22 protein-coding genes are annotated in these 25,262 nt (G+C 67.3%); 13 read left to right on the forward strand and 9 right to left on the reverse strand.

Going from position 1 to position 25,262, the window contains the following annotated elements; genetic code table 11:
• Positions 1 to 89: 89 nt before the first annotated feature.
• Positions 90 to 770 (reverse strand): PepSY-associated TM helix domain-containing protein, encoded by a 681-nt coding sequence (locus tag U5760_RS06885; RefSeq protein WP_322010578.1) that lies wholly within the window; start codon positions 768 to 770, stop codon positions 90 to 92.
• Positions 771 to 997: 227 nt separating this feature from the next.
• Between U5760_RS06885 and U5760_RS06890 the strand changes: the two genes are divergently transcribed.
• Positions 998 to 2,932, forward strand: a complete 1,935-nt coding sequence (locus U5760_RS06890; protein ID WP_322010579.1) for a DUF3857 domain-containing transglutaminase family protein — start codon at positions 998 to 1,000, stop codon at positions 2,930 to 2,932.
• Positions 2,933 to 3,020: 88 nt separating this feature from the next.
• Here U5760_RS06890 and U5760_RS06895 read toward each other — a convergent pair whose 3' ends face one another.
• Positions 3,021 to 4,082 carry a serine/threonine protein kinase gene (locus U5760_RS06895; RefSeq protein ID WP_322010580.1) on the reverse strand — a complete coding sequence of 354 codons (1,062 nt, stop codon included), beginning with the start codon at positions 4,080 to 4,082 and terminating at the stop codon, positions 3,021 to 3,023.
• Positions 4,083 to 4,205: 123 nt separating this feature from the next.
• Complete coding sequence (locus U5760_RS06900) at positions 4,206 to 4,418, reverse strand: hypothetical protein (RefSeq protein ID WP_322010582.1); 213 nt, start codon at positions 4,416 to 4,418, stop codon at positions 4,206 to 4,208.
• A gap of 497 nt (positions 4,419 to 4,915) precedes the next feature.
• Here U5760_RS06900 and U5760_RS06905 point away from each other — a divergent pair, with 497 nt between their 5' ends.
• The 5 genes from U5760_RS06905 (at position 4,916) to U5760_RS06925 (ending at position 12,705) form a co-directional block, all read left to right on the forward strand.
• The gene (locus tag U5760_RS06905) at positions 4,916 to 8,089 is read left to right on the forward strand and encodes an efflux RND transporter permease subunit (RefSeq protein ID WP_322010584.1); all 3,174 of its coding nucleotides are present in this window, start codon (positions 4,916 to 4,918) and stop codon (positions 8,087 to 8,089) included.
• 33 nt (positions 8,090 to 8,122) lie between these two features.
• Positions 8,123 to 9,370, forward strand: coding sequence for an efflux RND transporter periplasmic adaptor subunit (locus U5760_RS06910; protein ID WP_322010585.1), 1,248 nt, complete (start codon positions 8,123 to 8,125; stop codon positions 9,368 to 9,370).
• Between the two features lie 11 nt (positions 9,371 to 9,381).
• A complete protein-coding gene (locus U5760_RS06915) occupies positions 9,382 to 10,893 on the forward strand; it encodes an efflux transporter outer membrane subunit (protein ID WP_322010586.1) in 1,512 nt (503 codons plus the stop codon).
• Positions 10,894 to 11,001: 108 nt separating this feature from the next.
• Entirely contained in the window at positions 11,002 to 12,252 is a 1,251-nt protein-coding gene (locus U5760_RS06920) for an MFS transporter (protein ID WP_322010587.1), read from the forward strand.
• 267 nt (positions 12,253 to 12,519) lie between these two features.
• Positions 12,520 to 12,705: a hypothetical protein gene (locus U5760_RS06925; protein ID WP_322010588.1), complete on the forward strand. Its 186-nt coding sequence runs from the start codon at positions 12,520 to 12,522 to the stop codon at positions 12,703 to 12,705.
• Positions 12,706 to 12,734: 29 nt separating this feature from the next.
• On the opposite strand, the gene U5760_RS06930 is transcribed toward U5760_RS06925, so the two are convergent.
• Both U5760_RS06930 and mgrA read right to left on the reverse strand, forming a co-directional pair.
• On the reverse strand, positions 12,735 to 13,778 hold the full coding sequence (locus U5760_RS06930; protein WP_322010589.1) for a fatty acid desaturase: 1,044 nt from the start codon (positions 13,776 to 13,778) through the stop codon (positions 12,735 to 12,737).
• A 151-nt stretch (positions 13,779 to 13,929) separates the two neighbouring features.
• Positions 13,930 to 14,973 carry an L-glyceraldehyde 3-phosphate reductase gene (mgrA, locus tag U5760_RS06935; protein WP_322010590.1) on the reverse strand — a complete coding sequence of 348 codons (1,044 nt, stop codon included), beginning with the start codon at positions 14,971 to 14,973 and terminating at the stop codon, positions 13,930 to 13,932.
• 327 nt (positions 14,974 to 15,300) lie between these two features.
• On the opposite strand from mgrA, the gene U5760_RS06940 reads away from it, so the two are divergent.
• The gene (locus U5760_RS06940; RefSeq protein WP_322010591.1) at positions 15,301 to 15,507 is read left to right on the forward strand and encodes a DUF3185 family protein; all 207 of its coding nucleotides are present in this window, start codon (positions 15,301 to 15,303) and stop codon (positions 15,505 to 15,507) included.
• Positions 15,508 to 15,541: 34 nt separating this feature from the next.
• Here the strand turns inward: U5760_RS06940 and U5760_RS06945 are convergent, their stop codons facing one another.
• On the reverse strand, positions 15,542 to 16,303 hold the full coding sequence (locus U5760_RS06945) for a phytanoyl-CoA dioxygenase family protein (RefSeq protein WP_322010592.1): 762 nt from the start codon (positions 16,301 to 16,303) through the stop codon (positions 15,542 to 15,544).
• A 572-nt stretch (positions 16,304 to 16,875) separates the two neighbouring features.
• Between U5760_RS06945 and U5760_RS06950 the strand changes: the two genes are divergently transcribed.
• The gene (locus tag U5760_RS06950; RefSeq protein WP_322010593.1) at positions 16,876 to 17,256 is read left to right on the forward strand and encodes a hypothetical protein; all 381 of its coding nucleotides are present in this window, start codon (positions 16,876 to 16,878) and stop codon (positions 17,254 to 17,256) included.
• A gap of 106 nt (positions 17,257 to 17,362) precedes the next feature.
• Here the strand turns inward: U5760_RS06950 and metK are convergent, their stop codons facing one another.
• Positions 17,363 to 18,550 (reverse strand): methionine adenosyltransferase, encoded by a 1,188-nt coding sequence (gene metK / locus U5760_RS06955; RefSeq protein ID WP_322010595.1) that lies wholly within the window; start codon positions 18,548 to 18,550, stop codon positions 17,363 to 17,365.
• 324 nt (positions 18,551 to 18,874) lie between these two features.
• Between metK and U5760_RS06960 the strand changes: the two genes are divergently transcribed.
• Complete coding sequence (locus U5760_RS06960) at positions 18,875 to 19,759, forward strand: lipid A biosynthesis lauroyl acyltransferase (protein ID WP_322010597.1); 885 nt, start codon at positions 18,875 to 18,877, stop codon at positions 19,757 to 19,759.
• A 95-nt stretch (positions 19,760 to 19,854) separates the two neighbouring features.
• Here the strand turns inward: U5760_RS06960 and U5760_RS06965 are convergent, their stop codons facing one another.
• Together U5760_RS06965 and U5760_RS06970 are read right to left on the reverse strand one after the other, a co-directional pair.
• On the reverse strand, positions 19,855 to 20,148 hold the full coding sequence (locus U5760_RS06965; RefSeq protein ID WP_322010598.1) for a contact-dependent growth inhibition system immunity protein: 294 nt from the start codon (positions 20,146 to 20,148) through the stop codon (positions 19,855 to 19,857).
• Positions 20,149 to 20,154: 6 nt separating this feature from the next.
• Positions 20,155 to 20,538 (reverse strand): RNase A-like domain-containing protein, encoded by a 384-nt coding sequence (locus U5760_RS06970; protein WP_322010599.1) that lies wholly within the window; start codon positions 20,536 to 20,538, stop codon positions 20,155 to 20,157.
• Between the two features lie 526 nt (positions 20,539 to 21,064).
• On the opposite strand from U5760_RS06970, the gene dapF reads away from it, so the two are divergent.
• From dapF to U5760_RS06990, 4 genes are all read left to right on the forward strand, one after another.
• Complete coding sequence (gene dapF / locus U5760_RS06975) at positions 21,065 to 21,931, forward strand: diaminopimelate epimerase (protein WP_322010600.1); 867 nt, start codon at positions 21,065 to 21,067, stop codon at positions 21,929 to 21,931.
• Between the two features lie 136 nt (positions 21,932 to 22,067).
• On the forward strand, positions 22,068 to 22,751 hold the full coding sequence (locus tag U5760_RS06980; protein WP_322010602.1) for a DUF484 family protein: 684 nt from the start codon (positions 22,068 to 22,070) through the stop codon (positions 22,749 to 22,751).
• Positions 22,752 to 22,787: 36 nt separating this feature from the next.
• Complete coding sequence (gene xerC, locus U5760_RS06985; RefSeq protein WP_322010603.1) at positions 22,788 to 23,726, forward strand: tyrosine recombinase XerC; 939 nt, start codon at positions 22,788 to 22,790, stop codon at positions 23,724 to 23,726.
• A 113-nt stretch (positions 23,727 to 23,839) separates the two neighbouring features.
• Positions 23,840 to 25,042, forward strand: a complete 1,203-nt coding sequence (locus U5760_RS06990; protein ID WP_322010605.1) for a class I SAM-dependent rRNA methyltransferase — start codon at positions 23,840 to 23,842, stop codon at positions 25,040 to 25,042.
• Positions 25,043 to 25,262 lie beyond the last annotated feature (220 nt).

The raw sequence follows: 25,262 nt of genomic DNA on the forward strand, positions 1-25,262 counted from the left end.
CAGCGGGCCGCGGGCGATTCCCAATCGTTGCTTTGCTCGCTATCGATTTCCGAAAGATCGGAGAACGAATCGGAAAACGAAGCAGCGCGTTACAGGAGTCCCGCCGCGATGGCCGCGCCCACCGAACCGGCCACGAGCAGCACGCCCACGGTGCGGCGCCGGTTGAGTTCGGTCCACAGCAGCACGCCTGTGAGCGAGAGCAGGATCAGGCTGCCGGCGATGGTGTCCATGAGCAGCACCCAGCCGATGCCGAGGCCCACGCCCTTGTGCAGATTGTTGAGCGTGGCGAGCACGGTGTTCTGCGTGCGCCTGACCGAAACGTAGCCGTTGCCCACCCAGTACTCGGCCTGCAGGCCCTGATGCGGGCCCATGAGCGCCAGCTGCCAGAACTCCGGCTGCACGATGCTGCGATCGCCCCACGCAACCGGATGCGCGCGTTCGCGCTTCATGCGCCCAGGCTTGCCGTCGAAGCCCAGTTCGCGTTGCAGCCAGTGCGCCATCGCTTCGGGTGTGGCGGGCGCCTCGGCGGGCAGGGCGATCTGCATCTGCTCGACCTGCGGCTCGCCGGTGGGCACCTTCATCGGCCCCGCGCGGTGATTCAGCAAAAAGCCCGTCACGCCGAACAGCAAGCCGAGCACGGCCCCCCACAAGCCCACCCAGCCGTGCACCTTGCGCAGCCACTTGATGAAGGCGGCACGGCGCGAACGCTGCCGGCGCGCGGCAAGTTCGCCCGCGTCGAGCGGCGTGGCGGTACGAAGAGAATCGGACATGAAATCGGCGACGGGAGGGCAGGAGACAGGCGCGTCGGGGCTTGCAGATGAGAATGCCCATCATTACACAATTGAAAGGTTTACTCAATCGAGGCGCGCGGGCATCGACCTTGGGTTCTGTGCGGGGCACCCGCTTGACAAGCGAATTCGGTCACTTTTAAGTGGGAATGTTGCGCTCGAGTGCTGCGTTCCCACGATCCGTTGCCCCTCAATACACCAAGGCCGTCATGCGCCCCGCTCCTCTGATCGCGCTGTGCATTGCCCTGTCCGGCGCGGCCGCAGGCGTTCACGCAACCGGCTCGGCCAACTCCTCGGCGCCCGGCGACGCATCGCTCGCGCCCTACACCAACGAGTCGGAGACGCAGACCTTCACCGTCAACCAGGACGGCTCGTTCACGAAGCTCGACACGCTCACCCTGCGCGTGAACACGGAAGCGGGCATTGCGCGCGCCGGCCAGTACTACGTGTGGTTCAACCGCGAAATGGCCGACGTGGATATCCTCGAAGCCTGGACCGAAGACGCCCAGGGGCACCGCCACGACGTCGGCGCCGAACAGATCCGCGACGTGCAGGAGTTGCGCTCGTTCGACGCCCCCATGTTCCAGGACGTGCAGGACAAGGTGATCGTGTTTCCGGCCGTGGAACCCGGCGCGCGCGTGCACCTCACCTATCGCAAGACCCAGCGCGTGCCGGTGGTGCCGGGCTGGTTCAGCGACTTCACGCCGCCCGACCTCGCGCCCACGCACAACTTCCGCGTGATCTACGACATGCCGGCTTCCGAGCCGCTCTACGCCGACGCGCGCGGCTTCACCGCGCTGCCGCCGCAGACTTCGGGCGGCCGCACGCGCTACGAATTCCGCTACGACAAGGCGAATTTCGAGCGCCTCGAATACGGTTCGGTTTCCTACGTAAGCTACGGAGACCGGCTGATGGTCTCCACCTTCCCCGACTATGCGGCCTTCGCGTCGGTGTATCGCGCCTCGGCGGCGGACCCGGGCGCGCACGACGCCGCGCTCGTCGCGTTCGCGAAGCAGCTCACCGAACACGACACCACGCCGCGCGCGAAAGCGCAGACACTCTACGACTGGGTACGCCGCAATATCCGCTACGTGGCGATCAACATCGGGCGCGGCGAGATCGTGCCGCACCGCGCGGCCGACGTGCTCGCCAACCGCTACGGCGACTGCAAGGATCACGTGGCGCTCTACGGCGCGCTGCTCGCGGCGGTCGGCGTGAAGAGCGAGCCGGCGCTCATCAACAGCGGCACGGTCTATACGTTGCCCGACGTGCCGGGATTCGGCGTGATCAACCACGTCATCACGTGGCTGCCCGACCTGCAGATGTTCGCGGACTCCACGGCCGGCAACATCGAGTTCGGCTTCCTGCCCGCCACCGACATGGACCGCGTGGCCGTGCTGGCCGGGGACGGCACGCGCCTGCGCACGCCCGCCACGGCCTCGACCACGCGCGACAGCGACCTCGACATCGCCGTCGCGCCCGACGGCTCCGCGCACTTCACATTCCGCCTGCACGCGGACGGCTGGGCCGCCGAACAGACGCGCAGCGTGCTGCGCCTGCAAACCCCGGCGCAACGCGAGGAATCGCTGCAATGGGAGCTGCGCAACGCAAACCTGCGCGGCACGGCCACGATCGCGACAAGCCCGCTCGATGCGACGAGCGGGCCGCTCGTGCTCACGCTTTCGGGCCAGCTGGACGGCTTCGTCGATCCGGACATGACCACGCCCGTCCCCGCACTCACGAGCTTCGTGGGCGGCCTCGACGCGAATCTGCGCTACTGGCTCGGCGAACCGCGCCGCACGCAACCCTTCGTCTGCCGCAATTTCGTCTCGACCGAGCGCACCCGCATCGCGCTGCCGCCGGGCATCCGCGTGCTGGACGTGCCCGCGCCGCAGCACGCGGAGAACGCCTATGTGGAGTTCAGTTCGCAGTACACACTCGATCCGGCGGCCAACGTCCTGCGCGTGACGCGCACGGGCCGCACGCACTTCGCGAGCGATGTCTGCACACCTGACGAATTCGCACAGATGCGGCCCGCGTTCGAAACCATGTCGCGCGACCTGCGCGCGCAATGGATCGTCAAGCCGGTAGCGAATGCGACCGCCGCGAGCGCGCAGCCGGTGCATGCGGCGAATACGCAATGAGCGGCGCAATAAGCGGCGCAACGAGCGGCACAACGAGCGGCGCTGCGAGGCGTGCAGCGAGCCGCGTGAACGCCACGGCGAGCGCCGCCTAGACAGGCCAGAGCGGCCCTTCCTGCATGGCGCCGATCTGCTCGCGCAGTTCGAGAATGCGCTCTTCCCAGTAGCGCTGCGTGTTGAACCACGGGAAGGCGGCCGGAAACGCCGGATCGTGCCAGCGCCGCGCGAGCCACGCCGAGTAGTGGATGAGCCGCAGCGTGCGCAGCGCTTCGATCAGGTGCAGCTCGCGCGGCTCGAATTCGGCGAAATCCTCGTAGCCCGCCAGCAGATCGGCGAGTGCGCGCGACGCGCCCTCGCGATCGCCCGGCAAAAGCAGCCACAAATCCTGAATGGCGGGGCCCATGCGGCTGTCGTCGAAATCGACGAAGTGCGGGCCGGCGTCGGTCCACAGCACGTTGCTCGGGTGGCAGTCGCCGTGCAGGCGCAGATTGCGCACGTCGCCCGCGCGCTCGAATGCGGCCTCCACGCCTTCGAGCGCGAGATTCACGGCCGCCTCCCACGCACTGCGCACGTCGGCAGGCACGAAGCCGTGTTCGAGCAGATACGCGCGGGGCTCGTAGCCGAAGGTCTCGATGTCGAGCGTCGGGCGCGCGCGATACGGCGTGAGCGCGCCCACCGCGTGAATGCGTCCGATGAAACGGCCGATCCATTCGAGCGTGTCGCTGCGGTCCAGATCGGGGGCACGGCCGCCGCGCCGCTCGAACACGGAGAAGCGGAAACCCTCGTAGCTGTGCAGCGTGCGGCCTTCGAGGGCGAGCGCGGGCACCGCCGGAATCTCGCGCGCGGCGAGTTCGGCGACGAAGGCATGCTCTTCGAGAATCGCTTCGTCCGACCAGCGCTCGGACCGGTAGAACTTCGCGACGACGGGCGGGCCGTCCTCCACGCCCACCTGGTAGACGCGGTTCTCGTAGCTGTTGAGCGCGAGCATGCGGCCGTCGGTGCGGCGGCCAGCGGGGATCAGCACGCTGTCGAGCGCGTCGAGCACGCATTCGGGCGTAAGGCGCGCGTAGGGAGCGGCCGCTCGTGCGGGATCCGCGGAGGACTCGTCGTCGCCGGAAGGTGCGGGCGGCTGGGAAGAAAGATCGTGGTTCATACCCGCAATTGTGCCTCCTGCGGGCCGCGCGGGCGAGTCATGCGGCGCGGCGCGTGTGCGCCGCGCGCAGGGGCGGGTCTCCTCGTGCTCCGTGTCGCGATGAACGGGTGAGTGAATGAAGGGTTAGTGAACCACCGCACCCGCCGGCAGGACGTGCTCGCCCGTGTCGATCAGGTCTTCCAGAAAAAAGGGCTCGGTAGCGAGCTGTTTCGACGCGCCGGGCTCGCCGACGTACCAGGTGACCATGGCCATGTCGCCGAGAATGCGCATCACGATGCCGCGTGCACCCTGAGGTACGGCGATATGAACCGAGCGGACAATAGAACCGACTTGCATGATGTTTCCCCGTTCTCTATGCCGGCTTTCGTTTCGTGAAGCGCCGGTCAACGTGCTGATCAAAGCCTGTGCGCACCAACGGTTGTGCCCACATCCATACCTGCTGCCCGGCGGCCTGCCGTTGCGCGTTTTCACGCGCGCCGCGCCGACCGGTCGTTCCATTGTTGCCTGTTTGAGCGAACACGGAAAGTAAAAAATTAGGGGGTGAAGCAACGGCCCCACGTTCGTTCCTGCCGGTGCGCCCGCGCAGCGCAGCGCTATAGCTTACGAAACGCCGACTATAACAAGTGGTAAACCCCATTGTCCCAACGCTTGCCTCAGCACCTGCTGAAAAAGTACGCTGTGGGCCAGTGCAAGGCGCTATAGTCCTGTCGCGTCCGTACGACGGGCAACGGGCCACCGCCCGGCGCCAAGGACCTCAATCGACAACGCTCGCCGCCCAAGGCCAGACCAGCCACGCGCGCGAGCACTCTTTCAGCCAAGGAACCCGCCGTTCCATGTGGATCGTCCGACTGGCGCTCAGGCGCCCGTATACGTTCGTCGTGCTCGCGCTGCTGCTGCTCATCGTCGGGCCGCTGACGATCCTGCGCACGCCCACGGACATCTTCCCGAACATCGACATTCCCGTGCTCTCGGTCATCTGGACCTACACGGGCCTGCCCGCCGACGAGATGGAAAAGCGCATCGTGCTCAACTACGAGCGCGGGCTTTCGGTGGCCGTGAACGACATCGAGCACACGGAATCCACCTCGCTCAACGGCATTGCGGTGGTGAAGATCTTCTTCCAGCCGCATGCCAATATCCAGGAAGCGCTCGCCGAAGTCACCGCGCTCTCGCAGACGCAATTGCGCTCGCTGCCGCCCGGCATCACGCCGCCGAACATCCTGCGCTACAACGCTTCGACGGTGCCGATCCTGCGCCTGTCGCTCTCTTCGCAGCAGCTCACCGAGCAGGAGCTGTTCGACTACGGCAACAACTTCCTGAAAACGCAGCTCGCGACGGTGCCGGGCGCGTCCGCGCCGCTGCCCTATGGCGGCAAGCAGCGCCAGATCATGGTGGATATCGACCAGCGCGCGCTCCAGCAGCACAACCTCGCGCCCACCGATGTCGTCAACGCCATCAGCGCGCAAAACCTGATCCTGCCCTCCGGCACCGCCAAGATCGGCTCGACCGAATATTCGGTGCTGATGAATGCAAGTCCCGATACGTTAGCCGGTCTGAACGACATTCCGGTGAAAACCACGGCGAACGGCACGATCTATATCCGCGACGTGGCGCACGTGCGCGACGGCTTCGTGCCGCAGACCAATATCGTGCGCGTGGACGGGCAGCGCGCCTCACTCCTCACCATCAACAAGAGCGGCAACACCTCCACGCTCGAAATCGTGGACCGCATCAAGGCGATGATGCCCACGCTGCGCAATCTCGTGCCTTCGTCGCTGAACATCGATCCGGTGGCGGACCAGTCGCTGTTCGTGCGCGCCGCGGTGCAGGGCGTGCTGCGCGAGGCGCTGATCGCGGCCGCCCTCACCGCGCTCATGATCCTGCTGTTCCTCGGCAACTGGCGCGCGACGCTCATCATCGCGGTGTCGATCCCGCTCTCGATGATCACCTCGATCATCGCGCTCTCCGCGCTCGGCGAAACCATCAACATCATGACGCTCGGCGGCCTCGCGCTCGCCGTCGGCATACTCGTTGACGACGCAACGGTCGCCATCGAGAACATCAGCCAGCAGCTCGAACAGGGCAAGACACTGGAGCAGGCCATTCTGGACGGCGCGCACCAGATCGCCATCCCCACGCTGGTCTCCACGCTCTCCATCTGTATCGTGTTCGTGCCGATGTTCCTGCTCACGGGCGTCGCGCACTACCTCTTCATTCCGCTCGCCGAAGCCGTGGTGTTCGCGATGCTCGCGTCGTACTTCTTCTCGCGTACGCTCGTGCCCACGCTCGCGATGTACCTGATGCGCCATCATCACAAGACGGCGGAGACGCATGCGAACACGCGCAATCCGTTCATGCGCCTGCACCTCGCGTTCGAGCGCGGCTTCGAGCGCCTGCGCGTGCGCTATCGCGCGTTCCTCGCAGCGCGCGTGGCGCACCCGGTGTGGTTCGTCGTTGCGTTTCTCGTGTGCTGCGGCGCCTCGCTGCTGTTGCTGCCGTTCCTCGGCCGCGACTTCTTTCCGCAGGTCGATGCGGGCACCATCGCCCTGCATCTGCGCGCGAAAACCGGCATGCGCGTGGAGGAAACCGCCGTGCTCACCGATCGCATCGACAAACGCATTCGCACGCTGATTCCCGCGAAGGAGCTGCATTCGATCATCGATAACATCGGCCTGCCGGTCTCGGGCATCAACCTCTCGTACAGCAACACCGGAACCATCGGCACCTCCGATGCGGACGTGCTGATCTCGCTGAACGAGGACCATCGCCCCACTGCGGACTACGTGCGCCTCTTGCGCCGCACGCTGAGCGACGAATTCCCGGGCGTGGAGTTCGCGTTCCTGCCCGCCGACATCGTGAGCCAGACGCTCAACTTCGGCATGCCCTCGCCCATCGACGTGCAGATCGTAGGCCGCGACGTGGCCGGCAACCGCGCGTTCGCGGCCAGGCTGCTCGCGCGCATGCGCGGCGTGCCCGGCTTTGCCGATGCGCGCATCCAGCAGCCCGCCGACCTGCCGCGCATCTTCATCGACGTGGACCGCACCCGCGCGCAGCAGGCGGGCTTCACGCAAAGGGACGTGGCGAACGATCTGCTCATCACGCTCTCGGGCAGCCAGCAGACCACGCCCACGTTCTGGCTCAATCCCATCAACGGCGTGAGCTACAACGTGGTCACGGAGGCGCCGCAGTACACGATCGATTCGCTGCAGTCGCTCGCCAACATTCCGCTCACCGCGAACGGGCGCAGCAACATCCTCGGCGCGCTCGCCAACATGCGGCGCGAGGCGGGCAATGCGGTCGTCACGCACTACAACGCGCAGACCACCATCGACATCTACGGCACGGCGGACGGACGCGACCTGGGCGCCGTTTCCGACGACATCGGCAAGATCATCGACGAAGCGCGCGCCGAACTGCCGCGCGGCTCGAGCATCGTGCTGCGCGGCCAGGTGCAGACGATGAACGATTCGTTCTCCGGATTGTTCGGCGGCCTCGTGTTCGCAATCGTACTGGTGTACCTGCTGATCGTCGTGAACTTCCAGTCCTGGCTCGATCCGTTCATCATCGTCACGGCGCTGCCCGGCGCGCTCGCGGGCATCGTCTGGATGCTGTTCCTCACGCACACCACGCTCTCCATTCCCGCGCTCACGGGCGCGATCATGTGTATCGGCATCGCCACGGCGAACTCCATTCTCGTCATCAGCTTCGCGCGCGAACAGTTGCGCGAGCACGGCGACGCCGCGCGAGCCGCCATCGAAGCGGGCTTCACGCGCTTTCGCCCGGTGCTCATGACCGCGCTCGCGATGGTGATCGGCATGGTGCCGATGGCCATCGGCCTCGGCGAAGGCGGCGAGCAGAATGCGCCGCTCGGGCGCGCCGTGATCGGCGGTCTGGCGGTAGGCACGCTCGCCACGCTGATCTTCGTGCCGGTGGTCTTCTCGCTCGTGTACCGCAAGCTCGGCGAACGCCGCCAGCGGGTTCTCGAAAACGTAGTGCCGAAATCATGACGACTCTTCTCTCACTGCTCACGCGGAGGCGCCATGCAGCCGCACGCTGACACGCCGCCGCCCCACGCTCCCGCAGAGCCGCCGCACGGTACGCCGCGCCGGCGCCGCTGGCCCATCGTCGTCGCCGCGCTCGTGGTGATCGCGCTCGCCGCGCAGGGCATCTGGTCGCGCCATAGCGCGCACGCGGCGCTCGAACGCGATGCGCAGGCGGCGAGCACGCTCTCCGTGCAGGTGGTGAGCCCGCAGCGCTCGACGCGCCCGCTCGACCTCGTGCTGCCCGGCGACGTGCAGGCGTTTCTCGACACGCCGATCTACGCGCGCACCAACGGCTATCTGCGCCGCTGGTACGCGGATATCGGCGCGCACGTGAAGGCCGGCCAGCTGCTCGCGGAAATCGACGCGCCCGAAGTGGACGACCAGTTGCGCGCCGCGCGCGCCGACCTCGCCAATGCTCAGGCGAACTACACGCTCGCAAAAACGACGGCGGCACGCTGGAGCGAGATGCTGCAAAACCGCTCGGTGTCGAAGCAGGACGCCGACGAAAAAACCGCCGACATGCTCGCGAAGGAAGGCACGCTCGACGCCGCGCGCTTCAACGTCTCGCGCCTCGCCCAGTTGCAGTCGTACGAGAAGGTGACGGCGCCGTTCGACGGCATCGTGACGGCACGCAACGTCGACGTGGGCGCGCTGATCGACGCAGGCAGTTCCGGCGGCGCGCAGAAGGAGCTGTTCCACCTCGCGCAGGCCGACCGGCTGCGCGTTTATGCGAACGTGCCGCAGGCCTACGCGCAACAGATCCGCCCGCAGGCGAGCGCGTATCTCACGCTCAACGAGACGCAGGGCAAGCACTATCCCGGCGTGATCGCACGCACGGCCGGCGCGGTGGACCCGCAGCAGCGCACCATGCTCGTGGAAGTGGACGTGGACAACCGCAGCGGCGAACTGCTGCCCGGCGCCTATGCGCAGGTCCATTTCGCGCTCGGCGGCGACGCCACGCCGCTCACGCTGCCCGGCAACACCTTCCTGTTCCGCCCGGACGGCGTGAAAGTCGCCACCGTCGATGCGAACGACCGCGTGAAACTCGTGAAGGTGTCGCTCGGCACCGACTTCGGCACGCGCGTGGCCATCGCGGCAGGACTCGCCGGCCATGAGCGCGTGATCGTGAATCCGCAGGATTCGATCATCGACGGCACGCCGGTGCGCATCGTCGAGGCCCATGCACCGGCCCCGGCGCAGCCGAAGGCCGGCGCCGCGCAGAACGACGCCGGTTCGGGCTCGTGAGGTTCGGGCTCATGAAACGCGCGCGCTTTCCTCGTTTTCCCCGCTTTTCCCTGGCGCTGACCGCGGCGGCCGCGCTCGCGGGCTGCGCGGTCGGGCCCGACTACGTGCGGCCGGCGGCTCCCGTCGCGGCGAATTACAAGGAGCTCGAAGGCACCGGCTGGAGCGCCGCGCAACCCGCCGATACGACACCGCGCGGCGCCTGGTGGGAACTCTACGGCGACGCGCAGCTGAACGCGCTCGAAGCCCAGGTGGCGAGCGCCAACCAGAACGTCGCGGCCGCCGAGGCGCGCTTTCGCGCCGCGCGCGCCAACGTCGCGCAGCAGCGTTCGAGCTTCTTTCCGCTCGTGACGGCGGGCGGCGACGTCGCCCGCACGCGCACCTCGCAGAACATCGCGTACAAGTCCACGGCCGGCCTCACGGTCAACGACTACCTCGTGGGCGTCGATGCGTCGTGGGAGCCGGACGTGTGGGGGCGCGTCGCGCGCACCGTCGAAAACGCCAAGGCCGGCGCGCAGGCGAGCGCCGCGGACGAGCAAGCCGTGCTGCTCTCGATGCAGGCCGAACTGGCCACCGACTACTTCGAGCTGCGCGGCATCGACCGCGAGCGCCAGTTGCTCGACGACACCATCAAGGCGTATCGCGAGTCGCTCGACCTCACGCAGCACCGCTACACGGGCGGCATCGCCACCGACGCCGACGTCGGCCAGGCGCAGACCCAGCTCGAAACCACCCAGGCGCAGGCCATCGACCTGGGCGTGCAGCGCGCCCAGCTCGAGCACGCCATCGCAATCCTCACCGGCCAGCCGCCGGCCGGCTTCACGCTGCCCGTGCTGCCCGGCGCGCCGCTCACGGCGCAGCCGGTGGTCACACCGCCGGGCGTGCCCTCGACGCTGCTGGAGCGGCGCCCCGACATCGCCGCGGCCGAGCGCCGCGTGGCCGCCGCCAATGCGCAGGTGGGCGTGGCCACGGCGGCGTTTTTCCCGAACCTGATCCTCGCCGTGACGGGCGGCCTGGAGGCGACCAACTACAGCCAGTGGCTCGTGGCGCCCGCGCGGTTCTGGTCGCTCGGGCCGCAGCTCGCGGGCACGCTGCTCGACTTCGGCGGCCGCGCGGCGGTGCGCGACGAGGCGCGCGCGCAATACGACGAGAGCGTCGCGCAGTACCGCCAGACGGTGCTCGATGCGTTCGGCCAGGTCGAGGACAACCTCGCGACGCTGCGCGTGCTCGAACAGGAAGCGCTCGCGCAGGACCGCGCGGTGGCGGCGGCGCAGCGCACGCTCGCGATCGTCGATAACCGCTATCGCAGCGGCGCGATCACGTATCTCGACGTGGTGGTCGCGCAAACCACGGCGCTCACCAACGAGCGCGAGGCGGTGACGATCGCGCGCCGGCGCATGGCGGCGAGCGTCGCGCTGGTCAAGGCGCTGGGCGGCGGCTGGAACGCGGCGGCGTTGCCCACGGGCGATCAGCTCGTGCATCCGCCGCAGCAGGCAGGAGGCGCTGGAAGCGCCGCGCCGGGCTAAGGGCGGGCCGTGAAGGCGTGGTCGTTGCGGCGCATCCTGCGGTTTTGGCGCCCCGATTCGCCCAACCCGCGTATCGTTGCGGCTTTGTCATCCTCCGGAGATCCTGCCGTGACCGTTTCACCGGGCGCCGATCGCACCACCGCGGCCCCCTCGCCGTCCAGCCAACCGTATCTCGAACGCGGCACACGCGCCTACTGGCGCGCGTGTCTCGCCCTCCTCTTCGCGGGCTACGCCACCTTCTCGCTGCTCTACTGCGTGCAGCCGCTCCTGCCGGCGTTCTCGCAGTCCTTCGGCGTGAGCCCCGCGCAAAGCAGCCTCTCGCTCTCGCTCACCACCGCCGCGCTCGCGGGCGCGATCTTCGTGGCCGGTTTCGTCTCCGAAGGCTGGAGCCGGCGCACCATGATGACGGCGTCGCTGACCGCCTCGTCCGTGCTCACGCTCGCCGCCGCGTTCGTGCCGCACTGGCACGAACTGCTCGTGCTGCGCACGCTCCAAGGCCTCGCGCTCGGCGGCGTGCCCGCCGTCGCCATGGCCTGGCTCGCCGAGGAGATGCATCCCGAAGGCCTCGGCCTCGCCATGGGCCTCTACGTGGGCGGCACCGCCATCGGCGGCATGGCCGGGCGGGTCATCACGGGCGTGCTCACCGACCTGTTCGGCTGGCGCGTGGCCGTCGCCGTCATCGGCGCGCTCGGCATCGGCGCGATGCTCGCCTTTCGCGCGCTGCTGCCGCCCTCGCGCCACTTCGTGCCGAAGAAGGGCCTCGGCTTCTCGCATCATCGCGCAGCGCTCATGAAGCAGTTCGCGCGGCCCGGCCTGCCTGTGCTGTTCGCGATGGGCTTCGTGCTGATGGGCAGCTTCGTCACGCTCTACAACTACATCGGCTACCGGCTCATCGCCGCGCCCTACCACATGAGCCAGGCGGCCATCAGCGCGATCTTCGTGGTCTACCTGACCGGCGTGGTCGCTTCGCCGTGGTCCGGCCGCATGGCCGACACCTTCGGGCGCGGACGCGTCCTCGTCGCGAGCCTCGCGATCATGCTCGCGGGCGTCGTCCTCACGCTCTTCTCGCCGCTTGCGCTGATCGCCGCCGGCATCGCCTGCCTCACGATCGGCTTTTTCGCCGGGCACGCCGTGGCGAGCGGCTGGGTGGGCCGGCTCGCGCGCGAAGCCAAGGGCCAGGCGGCGGCACTCTACTTGCTGGCGTATTACCTCGGGTCCAGCATCATGGGCTCGCTCGGCGGGCACTTCTGGGCCGCGGGCGGCTGGGGCGGCGTGGCGGGGCTGGTTGCCGCGCTGCTCATCGCGGGCATGGGCGGCGCGTGGACGCTGCGCTTGCGCGAGCGCGCCGGGGCCGCCTGACCCGCTGCGCCGGCCACAAATGGAAAGACTTTCGTAATTCAAGCCGGGCTGGCCCGCGCGGCACACGTGGACGCGCAGGGCCACTGCCAAGCCCCGCCTGGCGCGGCGCCCGGGGCACCCCGGCAAGCAGCATGGCGCGCACCGTGCCCACCCCGTTCCGAAACCCTCACCTATACTCGGTGAAGGCCGGCACCCGACGGGCAACGAAAGGGCAACGACAACGCATCGCCAAGCCCCCTCGCCCGCCGACACGATAAGGAGACGAGCATGGACGGTTACTTCACGATCGGCGATTTCGTGATGATCATCCCGATGGCCCTTGCAGGCGCGCTCTTCCTCGGCGCGCTGCCATGCGCAACCGAATTCAGGCACAACACCCTGCGCGTGATCGGCGCACTGCTCGGCGCGCTGGTGGCCGTCGTGCTCGTCGAAGCCCTGCCCGCGCTGATGTAGCGCCCGGGCGGCACCGGGCGCACGGCTTCTCAGTGGACCCGGTTCCCCGGCTGCAACCCGCGTAGCTGCCGCAGCGCCGCGCCGAAATAGGCGGGGCGCGCGTGCACCGCTTCGCCGCCTGCGCGCGCCAGCGCTGGCAAGGCCGTCCACGGCATCGTGGGATGCAGATGATGCTGGCGATGCAGGTGATGATTCATCAGCAACGCCCCCACGCCGCGCGGCACGCGAAAGTCCCGCGCCCGCCCGGGCTCGTCGAGCGCCACGCCGTAATGCGGCAGGTTGTCGGCCATCGAAATCCACAGGCCGCGCAGCCACATCGTCCCCAGCAGAACGAACCACGCCTTCCCGTACAGCGCGAAGGCCAGCGCGTAGAGCGCACAGGAGCCCAGCCAGTCGCGGCGCGCGCGGCGGCGCTTCTGGGCGTCGCCGGCGTGATTGGCGAAGAGCCGCTGCACCTGCGCGCCCTCGGGTCCGTGCGCGCCCACGCCGCGCGCAATCAGCGCGCGCGCCGTCTCCGCCGGCAAGAAGGCGACGAGCGGCACCAGCAGTTCGCCCGCGTAGAGGCCACCGAGCAACTGGACGTAGTAGGCGAGCCGCCGGCGCCAGCGCGGCGCGGTGGCATCGTCCACGTCGGGTCGGTCGTAGGGCTCGCGCGTGAAGCGGTGATGCATCAGGTGTCCGAAACGCACGGCGTCGAACGGCATCGCAAGACCGATGGCCAGCAACCGCGCGAGCGCTTCGTTCGCACGCCGCCCGCGCAGCAACTGGCCGTGGATGCCTTCGTGTATGAGGCCCCAGTGAACCGGCGTGGCGAGCACGACCGGCACGAGCGTGGCGAGCAGCCAGATCGACGGCCCTCCCCCTGCATGCAGCGCGAGCGGCAATCCCACCAGTTCCCAGGCGAGCGCAACAGCGGCGAAGGCAAGCATCGCGGCGTTCGCGCGCGGATCGGGCTGTTGGGCGGACCGCCCGGTGGACTGCCGGGCGGACGGCTGACCGGGCTGCGGCTGCGGCGCCGCGGACCGCGAAGGGGCGGTGGGGGCGGCGGCCTGCCCGGCGATCGTGGACTCCATCGGCGCTCCTCGCGACACAGACTGCGGCGAAGTTAGCAGCGGCACGTGACAGCGCGAAGACGCCCATGTGGCGTCCGTGAGCACAAAAAAAACGCCTCGCTGACGCGAGGCGTTCTCTACAGCAAACGGGCCGCGCAGACCCGGATACGAATCAGATGTGCTGATCCGTGGACGGCTTCTCCCACAGGTTGATGCCGCCTTCGGTCGCGTAGCGGTCGATCTCCGCGAGTTCTTCCTTCGAGAACTCCAGGTTCTTCAGCGCGGCGACGTTCTCGCGCACCTGCTCCGCGCGGCTCGCGCCGATCAGCGCCGAGGTCACGCGGCCGCCGCGCAGCGTCCAAGCGATCGCCATCTGCGCGAGGCTCTGGCCGCGGCGCTGGGCGATCTCGTTGAGCTTGCGCACATGCCCGATGTTCTCGGCGCTCAGGTGGTCGCCCTTGAGCGAGCCGCCGCCCGGACGGTTCACGCGCGCATCTTCCGGCACCCCGTTGAGGTACTTGTTGGTCAGCAGGCCCTGCGCGAGCGGCGTGAACGCGATGCTGCCCGCGCCGATCTCGTCGAGCGTGTCGAGCAGGCCCTGCTCGATCCAGCGGTTGAGCATGTTGTACGACGGCTGGTGGATCAGCAGCGGCACCTTGTATTCGGCGAGGAGCTTCGCCATCTCGCGCGTTTTGGCCGGCGAATACGACGAGATGCCCACGTACAGCGCCTTGCCCTGCTGCACGGCGGTGGCGAGTGCGCCCGCGGTTTCTTCGAGCGGCGTGTCCGCGTCGAAGCGGTGCGAGTAGAAGATGTCGACGTAGTCGAGCCCCATGCGCTGCAGGCTCTGGTCAAGGCTCGCGAGCACGTACTTGCGCGAGCCGCCGCCCTGGCCGTAGGGGCCCGGCCACATGTCCCAGCCGGCCTTCGACGAGATCAGCAGTTCGTCGCGGTAGGGGCGGAAGTCGTCCTTGAAGATGCGGCCGAAGTTGGTCTCGGCGCTGCCGTACGGGGGGCCGTAGTTGTTGGCGAGATCGAAGTGCGTGATGCCGAGATCGAAGGCGGCACGCAGGATCTCGCGCTGCGTTGCGATCGGCGTGGTGTCGCCGAAGTTGTGCCACAGGCCGAGCGACAGCGCGGGCAGTTTGAGTCCCGACTTGCCGCAAAAACGGTATTGCATCTCCGAATAGCGTTCAGAAGCTGCTTCGTAGGCCATTGATTGAATCCTCGACGATAACGGGGGAAAGGGGGCAGCCAGCGTGGTCGCAATGGCCGCAGGGCGCGCGGCTGCAGCGCCTTGCCTCCGCCACGCGCAGCGCGGGCGAAGCCTGTTATGTTAGCCAATCCGCACGTACCGTGCAGAGGCCCGACATGTGGGACGTCCGAGCGTTCGGATACATGCTCCGATGGGGTGTCCGCTGGGGCGTCCGATGGGGTGTCCGATGGGACGGCCGATGCGCCATGCCGGCCATCGCCGGCTCCCAATGGACGCGGCGCCACCGCTCGCCTACACTGCGGCGTCCGTCCATCCGAGAGGTCTTCCATGGTCAAGGCGCTTTCGTTCGCACTGATCGCCTGCGGCATCGTGCTGCTGTATTTCGGCGGCCAGTCGTTCCATTCGTTTTCGAACGACATGTCGCGGCTTTTCACCGGCGCGCCCACCAATCGCACGATCCTGTTGATCGTGGGCGGCGTGGCGGCGACCATCGCGGGACTGACCGGGCTCGCCACCTCGGGACGGCAGCGCTGAGGCACCGCCCGCGGCGGTGCCCCGCAAGCGCGCCCTAGAACGGCACTTCGGGCACCGAAGCCGAACGCGTACCCGGCAGCGGCACGTTGCTCGCACCGTGATAGGTCGACACGAGCGAAAACTTCACCTGATCGCTCTGGTTCTGCCCCGCCGAGTGCAGCGTGTTGCAGTGGAAGAACACGACGTCGCCGGCCTGCAGCGTGGGCGACACCGCGCGATCGATCCACGCCTGGTTCTCGGGCAGATCCTCGCGGAAGAATTTGGCGGCATCGAAACGCTCCGACGTGAAAGGCGCCTCGTGCGAGCCCGGCACGAACCACAGGCCGCCGTTCTCGATCGTCTCGGGCCCGAGCGCGAGCCACACGGAAACGAGGTCGTCGCGCTCGAACGACCAGTAGCGCGCATCGCGGTGCCAGCCCGTGAGACTGCCGTAGGCAGGGTGCTTCGTCATCATGCAGTTGTGATGCGCGCGCGACAGCACCGGCGCTTCGCCGAAATACAGCTCCATCCAGTTGCCGATCTCGGGCGAGGTTTCCCATTCGCGAAAGCACGGATGGCGCGAATACGCATCGAGCAGGCGCCGCACCGTATGGCCGCCGGGCGCCTCTTTCGACACCGGCGCGCCGGGATAGCGCAGATCCGCTTCGAACTCGATGGGCGCGGCCGCTTCCTCGAGCTGGGTTTGGGCGATACGCTTCAGTTCCTCGCAGCGCCCGGGCGAGACGAGACCCGGCACCACCACGAAGCCACGCTCGCGCAGCGCCTGGATCTGTTCCTTCTTTGACTGGACTGACATGGGACTTCCGTTGTTCGATGTCTTCGGCATCGGGGGCGGAAAAGGGAAAAGCGCACCCCGGTCGCTCGATTGTAAAACGAGTTGACGTTCGCGTAAGGGCCCGCCAGCGGCCCCGCGAGAGCGCCGAAGCAGGCAGCGGCTCGCGCCTTTTATCGGTGCGACGCGATCCGTCACCATTCCCACATCAACGCGATGCCAACGGAGGGCAAGCGCCGCGATCCCACAGCGGCGCACGGCATTGGGGCGCGCGCACCGGCATGTGTCAAAGGGTGGGATCGCGTGCGTCAAAAGCGCACGCGAGACGGGGTTTCACCGACTTCAGTGCGTCACGGAAGGCGTGTAGTCTGCGCGCATGTCGTTTGTTTTTGCACACCCTCACCCGCACGGACGGGTGGCCCGCACTCGCTGCGAGGCCCGTCACAGAACGCAGACCTGTTCCGCTGCTTCCTTCGCCGCATCGATTACGCGATGCGCGGCAACTGTCGTTTCCCGTCATGGTCGAAACAGGCACGTTTGCTGCTGCAAGCAAGGCGCCGCGCGAGGCGCCCTCCGCATCTGATTTTGCTCACACCATGCCTACCCTTTTCGATACCCGTCGACTCACGCGTGCCGCCCTGAAGGCCGCCCGCCCCGCCCGCCGTCACGTGATGCGCGCGCTGCGGCACCATGCGGCGCGCACGCGCGCGCTGGCCTCGCAGGTGCGCGAGGCGAAGCCCGTCGACGGCATGCGCGCGTGGTTCCATTCGTTCTTCTCGGTGCTGCGCGTGCGCTCGGGCGCGCGCCACTTCTCGCTGCGCACGCTCCTGTACCGGCCGAATACGCCGCTGCGCGCGCTCGGCAGCTCGGCCGCCGGCTCGGCCTCGGCCACAAACCGCACCACGAGCGGCGGCGCGCGCCGGCCGCGCCGCACGTCGGCGAGCAGCACGGGGTGGTTTGCGTTCGCGATGCGCTAAGCCGCAAGGACAGCGGCAATAAAAAACCCCGCACGGGCCAGAGGCCCTGCGGGGTTTTTGCTTCAGGGAGCGGCGATGCGCCGCCCCTGGCAATGCCTGACGGCGATCAGGCCAGCGCGCCCACCGGCTCGGTGCCGGCTGCTTCGGCCAGCACGAGTGCGCGATCGGTGGCTTCCCACGAGAATTCCGGCTCTTCGCGGCCGAAGTGACCGTAGGCGGCCGTCTTCTCGTAGACCGGGCGCAGCAGGTCGAGCATCTGGATGATGCCCTTCGGACGCAGGTCGAAGTGCTCGCGCACGAGCTTCGTGATCGTCGCGTCCGAAACCTTGCCGGTGCCGAACGTGTTGACCATCACCGAAGTGGGCTGCGCCACGCCGATCGCGTACGACACCTGGATCAGGCAGCGCGAGGCGAGGCCGGCGGCCACGATGTTCTTCGCGACGTAACGGCCCGCGTAGGCCGCCGAACGGTCCACCTTCGACGGATCCTTGCCCGAGAACGCGCCGCCGCCGTGCGGCGCCGCGCCACCGTACGTATCGACGATGATCTTGCGGCCCGTGAGGCCGCAATCGCCCTGCGGGCCGCCGATCACGAACCGGCCGGTGGGGTTCACGAGGAACTTGATCTCGCCCTTCACGAGGTCGGCCGGGAGCACCGGCTTGATGATCTCTTCGATCACGGCTTCGCGCAGCGTGCCGAGGTCGATGTCCGGTGCGTGCTGCGTCGAGAGCACGACGGTGTCGATCGAATGCGGCTTGCCGTCGACGTAGCGCACGGTGACCTGCGACTTCGCATCCGGGCGCAGCCAGGGCAGGCGGCCGTCGCGGCGCAGGTTCGACTGGCGCTCGACCAGGCGGTGCGAGAGGTGGATCGGCAGCGGCATCAGTTCGGGCGTTTCGTCGCACGCGTAGCCGAACATCAGGCCCTGGTCGCCGGCGCCCTGGTCGAGATTGTTGTCGTGCGCGCGGTCCACGCCCTGGGCGATGTCCGGCGACTGCTTGTCGTAGGCGACGAGCACCGCGCAGCCGCGGTAGTCGATGCCGTAGTCCGTGTTGTCGTAACCGATGCGCTTGATCGTATCGCGCGCGACCTGGATGTAATCGACGTTCGCGGTCGTGGTGATTTCACCGGCGAGGACGACGAGACCCGTGTTGCACAGCGTTTCCGCTGCAACGCGCGAGTACTTGTCCTGGGTGAGGATGGCGTCGAGGATCGCGTCCGAGATCTGGTCGGCGACCTTGTCCGGATGGCCTTCGGAGACGGATTCGGAGGTGAAGAAATAATCGTTTGCCACGCTTGAAACTCCTGTAGCTGGTGACGGTTGAGTTCACGTAGCCAGCTTCGGGAGCCTTGAAGCGGCGACGCTTTAGCGGATTTCCTGACCGGTGCCACAACGATCGTGGAGGAATCCACAGGATCGGCGGCTGCCGGCTTCGCCCCGCAAGTTGTCTATTAACTCGGCGAAGCCCGTATTATAGCGACTTCCCTAATTTGTCGCAGAGTTCCGCCGCGTGCTGTCTTTCGCAACCGTCCCCGTTTCCGCCCCTCCTGCCTTTGCCGCCGTCCTGGCGCCGGCCGCAGTCGCGGCTGCCGTCGTCACGTTCGCGGGAGGCGCCGCATGCTAGGCAAGCTCGGTTCCCGTTTCGCCATCGGCCTGCTCAAACTGTTCGCGATCCTGCCCTACGGGCTCGTCGCCCGCCTCGGCGACGGCCTCGGCTGGCTGCTCTATCAGATTCCGAGCAGCCGCAAGCGCGTCGTGCACACCAACCTCAAGCTGTGCTTCCCCGAGTGGAGCGAAGAGAAGCGCGAGGAAGTGGCGGGCCAGCACTTTCGCCACGCGATCCGCAGCTATATGGAGCGCAGCGTGCAGTGGTTCGGGTCGGCAAAGAAGCTGGAAAAGATCGTCCAGCTCGACAGCGAAATCGATCTGAGCGATCCCGACCTGCCGCCCACGCTGTTCCTCGGGCTGCATTTCGTGGGGATCGAGGCGGGGTCGATGTTCCTCAACTACTCTCTGCACCGGCCCTGCGGCTCGCTCTATCAACCGTTCTCGAACCCCGAATTCGAGAGCGCCGCGAAGGCCGGGCGCAGCCGCTTCGGCGCCGAAATGGTGAGCCGCGCCGATAGCGCGCGCGCCGTGCTGCGCTGGCTGCGCGACCGCAAGCCGGTAATGCTCGGCGCGGACATGGACTACGGCATGCGCAATTCGACGTTCGTGCCGTTCTTCGGCGTGCCGGCCTGCACGCTGACGGCCGTGGGGCGCCTCGCCAAGGTGGGACATGCGCAGGTGGTGCCGTTCATCGGCGAGGTGCTGCCGAACTACAAGGGCTACCGGCTGAAGGTGTTCAAGCCCTGGGACAACTATCCGACCGGCAATGACGAGGAAGACGCACGGCGCATGAACGCGTTCCTCGAAGAGCAGATTCCGCGTATTCCTGAACAGTATTACTGGGTGCATAAGCGGTTCAAGACGCGGCCACCGGGGGAGCCGGGCGTGTATTGAGCGGGGTGGGATGCGGGCAGGCGCCGCGGTGCTAAAGCGCGGTGCCCGCTATCTCTGCATCTTGCGGGGGCCGTCCAGACCTGGTGACAAGTGGATTACTCGCTCAAAAAACGCTTTAGCTCGTCAAGGAACGAGGCAGTCGTGTGGCCCCACGATACGGGATTAACGAAAAGTCCGTAGGCAGCCTTAAAAGAAGCATCCAGGTCGAACGAATTGTCGTGACGGAAGTGATCGATTTCACTTCGCAACGTTCCACGCGCTACCGGATCGCTTTCGCTTCTGTATAAAGCAAGGATTTCCTCCATGGTATTCCCCCACAGGTCGAAATCCTCTCCGAAATAAATCTGAATAAAATTTGATAATTCCGGGTATTTGTCTTCCTGCTCCATGAAAGCCTATTTAATCAAGTAAGCGGTGATGAGGTAATACGGCATACCGTTATATTGCTCTTTCCTCAAGAACATCTGAACCTTACTTGGTTCAATCATCTGTCCCGTCTCTCTGACCAATCCGTGGCCTGCAGCGCGTCCAGTCTCACCAGCCAAGGGAAGCCTCTTTGCTCCATTGCTCGCTTGTGCCCATGCCCTGATCTCCACTGCCTTTTGCTGCATCACCTGAGAAATAGCCCACTCTGCCATTTCCCGATTATGGAATGAGGTAACCATTTCAAGCCGGGGTTCGCGCGCCAGTCTTGCTTGCAGCCATGCCTTATCTTTTCCAACGTGCTTCAACAGCGTATGGCCGCCGATCTGATTCCCAGCCTTCGCTTCGTGCTCCATCAGGTTGATCCGGCCCATACAGTGGGGCCAGGCTAACAAGCGACTACAAGGGTATGAAATGGGCGATAGCTGATTTTCGGGCTTCCTCTGAACAAAGTTCCGTTCACTGGCCGATGAGAGGACGGCCATGAAGAAGCTGAGGCGCACGGCTATGGACAGTCGACGGTTAGACGGGAAAACCGACGGACAACGGGAGGCAGATGAACAGGCAGCACCGCCGGGGGCAATCGCACGCGTCGGCCGCGTCTTGAGCCTGATCCGCCAGCCGCCGCCCTGCTCGCGTGCAGTCCGGTGTGCGTCTTCGGCCCAACGCATCCCGGACCCGACCGCTGCCCCGATGTTCAGGTTTGTTCAGGTCCGCCGCAGCATATCCCACTTGCGCGAGCGCGAAACCGGGACTATCACCGTGTATCATTCGATACCAGCCCAGCGCACCTCAAATGGGTAGCCAGACGGGTAGCCAGACGGAATTTCCGGGCTTTAGTGAATCACAGAAGCCTTATGCGGCAAGGAATAGAAGGAAAGCGTGAAGCTCAAATTCACCAAAATGCACGGCGCCGGCAATGACTTCGTCGTGCTCGACGGCTACACCCAGCCCCTCGCGCTCACGCCCGAGCGCGTGCGCGCGCTCGCCGACCGGCACTTCGGCGTCGGCGCCGATCAACTGCTGGTCGTCGAAAAGCCCACCGTCGAGGGCGTCGATTTCCGCTATCGCATCTTCAATTGCGACGGCGGCGAGGTCGAGCACTGCGGCAACGGCGCACGCTGCTTCGTGAAGTTCGTCCGCGACCGGAAGCTCACCGACGCGAACCGCGTGCGCGTCCAGGTCCAGAACGGCACGCTTACGCTCGTGATGCAGGAGAACGGCGAAGTCATCGTCGACATGGGCAGCCCCGTATTCGAGCCGGCGCGCGTGCCGTTCGACGCAAGCGGTCTGCAGGGCCGCCGCGAAGGCAACGACACGCTCTGGCCGCTCGACGTGAACGGTCAGACCCGCTGGATTTCGGCCGTCTCGATGGGCAACCCGCATGCGGTGCAGGTGGTGGACGGCGTCGAGGCGTTTCCCGTGCTGGCCGAGGGTCCCGTCGTCGAGGCGCACAAGCGCTTTCCGCACAAGGTGAACGCAGGCTTCATGCAGATCGTCGCGCGCAACGAAGTGAAGCTGCGCGTGTATGAGCGCGGCGCGGGCGAAACGCTCGCGTGCGGCACGGGCGCCTGCGCGGCGGTGGCCGCGGGCATCCGCCGCGGGCTGCTCGATTCGCCCGTCAAGGTGCATACGCACGGCGGCATGCTGACGATCGCCTGGGACGGCGCGCGCGACGAATCCGCCGCGCTCACCATGGCCGGCCCCGCCGCCACCGTTTTCGAAGGCGAAATCGAACTGGCCGACTGACCTGCTGCGGCTTGCTACGACCTGAGCCGGCCTTTGGCGGCGTATAGGGGCTGATAGCGGCCGGCATCCGATTCACCGTTTCACGCTGTCCAGCCGGTGCGCCCCGCGCGCCTTTTGCTCACAACGCGCCAACAACATGAACGATCGCGAAGTCGCCGACTACCTGCTTGCCAATCCCGAGTTCTTCGTCGAGCACGCCGAACTGCTCTCGACGATCAAGCTCGGCAACCCGCACGGCAAGGCCGCCGTGTCGCTGCAGGAGCGGCAGATGGAAATGCTGCGCGAAAAGAACAAGCATCTGGAGCGCCGTCTTTCGGAGCTGCTGCGCTACGGTCACGAGAACGACAGCATCGCGACCAAGTTCGGCCGCTGGACCCAGCGCGTGATCGCCGAGCGCGATCCGTACGCGCTGCCGCGCACGATCACGGAGAACCTGCTTGACGTCTTCGACGTGCCGCAGGCGGCGCTGCGCATCTGGGACGTCGCCGAGGCCTACACCCAGGCCGACTTCGCGCGCCATACCGGCGAGGAAGTGCGTCTGTTCGCCGGCAGTCTCGCGGTGCCCTACTGCGGCGCGAACTCGGGCTTCGAGGCAGCGCAGTGGCTCGACGCAGCGCAGGGCGCGCCGCAGTCGGTCGCGCTGATCGCGCTGCGCACGCCCAACGCCGAAGGCAAGAGCGAGCCCGAGGGCGACGTGTTCGGCCTGCTGGTAATGGGATCGCCCGATCCGCGGCGCTTTCACGACGGCATGGCCACCGACTTTCTCACCCAGATCGGCGCGCTCGCGAGCGCGGCGCTCACGCGCCTCCTGCCGCACTGAGCCCGGCCCACCGCTCAAGCCCCAGGCGCCGACACCGTGAACCCGACCGACCCGATTGCCGACTACCTCGCCAGCCTCGAGCACGAGCGGCGGCTTTCGGCGCACACGCTGCGCGCCTATACGCACGAGCTCGACGAGTTGAAGAAACTCGCGAACGGCCGGGCGCTGGAGACCATCGCTCCCGCCGACGTGCGCGGCGCCGTGGCGCGCGCGCACGCGGGCGGCCTGTCGGCGCGCTCGATCGCGCACCGGCTTTCGGCGTGGCGCGCGTTCTACCGGTGGCTTGCAGGCCGCATCGAACTCGAAGCAAATCCGGTGGCCGCCGTGCGCGCGCCCAAGCAGGCCAAGACGCTGCCAAAGGCGCTCTCCGTCGACGATGCCCAGCATCTGATGGAAGCGCCGCTGCCCGCCGGCGCGAACGGCACCAGCACCGAGGCGCTGCGCGACCGCGCGATGCTCGAACTGTTCTACTCGTCGGGGCTGCGGCTCGCGGAGCTCGTCGGGCTCGACGCGCGCTACGTGCGGCGCGACGGCTACGAATCCGCGGGCTGGCTCAAGCGCGACGCCGCCGAAGTCGAAGTCCACGGCAAGGGCAACCGGCACCGCGTCGTGCCGGTGGGGCGCAAGGCGCTCGACGCCCTCGACGCCTGGCTCGGCGTGCGCGATGCCTTCGTCAAACACGACGACGCCCCGCTCTTTCTCTCCGTGCGCGGCAACCGCATGGCGCCCGGCGTGGTGCGCGAGCGCGTGAAGCGCGCGGCGCTCACGGCGGGTATTCCGGCGAACGTCCATCCGCACGTGCTGCGCCACTCGTTCGCCACCCATCTGCTGCAGTCGAGCGGCGACCTGCGCGCGGTGCAGGAACTGCTTGGCCACGCGAGCATCGCGGCCACCCAGGTCTATACGTCGCTCGATTTCCAGCATCTCGCGAAGGTCTACGACACCGCGCATCCGCGCGCGAAAAAACGCGATTGATGCCTTGCGGCGCGGGCCGGGGCTCCCCGCGAGGGCAACCCGCCCGGGGCTCCCCGCCCGGGGCAGTCCCACACCGAACGCGTCGCGCCGCGCTTTTCTGTACTGAACCCGTTATGAATATCGTCACGCTCAAACCGTCGAAAGAAAAATCCCTGCTGCGCCGCCATCCGTGGGTCTATGCCAACGCGATCGACCGCGTCGAGGGCAAGCCCGCCGTCGGCGCCACCGTCGTCGTGCGCGCGCACGACGGCCGCTTCCTCGCGCGCGCCGCGTACAGCCCGCACTCGCAGATCCGCGCGCGCGTCTGGAGCTTCGACGAAAACGAACCCATCGACCACGCGTTCTTCAAGCGCCGCGTGCAACGCGCCGTCGCGCATCGCGACGCCATGGTGAGCGGCACCGGCGCCGTGCGCCTGATCTTCGGCGAGGCCGACGGCCTGCCGGGCCTGATCGTCGATCGCTATGTCGAGGACGGCGGCAGCGGGCGCGGCCAGCTGGTCTGCCAGTTCATGGCCGCGGGCGTGGAGGCATGGAAGGAGGCGATCGTCGGCGCGCTCACGGCGGCCACGGGCTGCCCGAACGTGTACGAGCGCTCGGACGTGTCGATCCGCGAGAAGGAAGGGCTCGAGCAGATCACGGGCCTGCTTGCCGGCGACGAGCCGCCCGAGACCCTCATCACGAGCGAAAACGGCGTGCGTTATCACGTCGACGTACGCAACGGCCACAAGACGGGCTTCTACGTCGATCAGCGCGACAACCGCGCGCTCGTGCAGACCTTCGCCCGCGAGCGCGACGTGCTCAACTGCTTCTGCTATACCGGCGGCTTCTCGCTCGCGGCGCTCAAGGGCGGCGCGCAGCGCGTGGTGTCGATCGACTCGTCGGGTGACGCGCTCGCCACCGCGCAAAAGAACGTCGAGGCGAACGGCTTCGACGCGGCGCGTGCAGCCTGGCTCGACGCCGACGCCTTCAAGACGCTGCGCCGCCTGCACGAAGAGGGCGAGCGCTTCGACCTCGTCGTGCTCGATCCGCCCAAGTTCGCCGCCTCGCGCGAGCACGTGGACCGCGCGGCGCGCGCCTACAAGGACATCAACCTCACGGGCCTCAAGCTGCTGCGCCCAGGCGGCCTGCTGTTTACGTATTCGTGCTCGGGCGCGATCGACGCGGATCTGTTCCAGAAGATCGTCGCCGGCGCCGCCGCTGACGCGCGCGTGGACGCCCGCATCCTCAAGCGCCTCGGCGCCGGCGTCGATCACCCGCTTCTCACGGCGTTCCCCGAAGGCGAGTACCTGAAGGGCCTGTTGTTGCAAATCGCGTAAGCAGCCTCATTTGTTCGCGCAGGCGCCCGGCGCCTGCGATCGCGCCCCGTATTGCGTCTGCAGCGAACCGGCGCGGACGCCGCGAGGCAAACCGCCGGCCCAGGCCGCCTGGCCCCGGCAAGCGCCCGGCCCGCAGATATGTTTCAATAGCCAGAGTTATCTTGTAACACCGGACCACGGCCGCCGCGTCCCGGCAGGCACACGCAAAGCGAGAGCGGCC

The organism is Paraburkholderia sp. J12 (assembly GCF_905220215.1).
GTDB lineage: Bacteria > Pseudomonadota > Gammaproteobacteria > Burkholderiales > Burkholderiaceae > Paraburkholderia.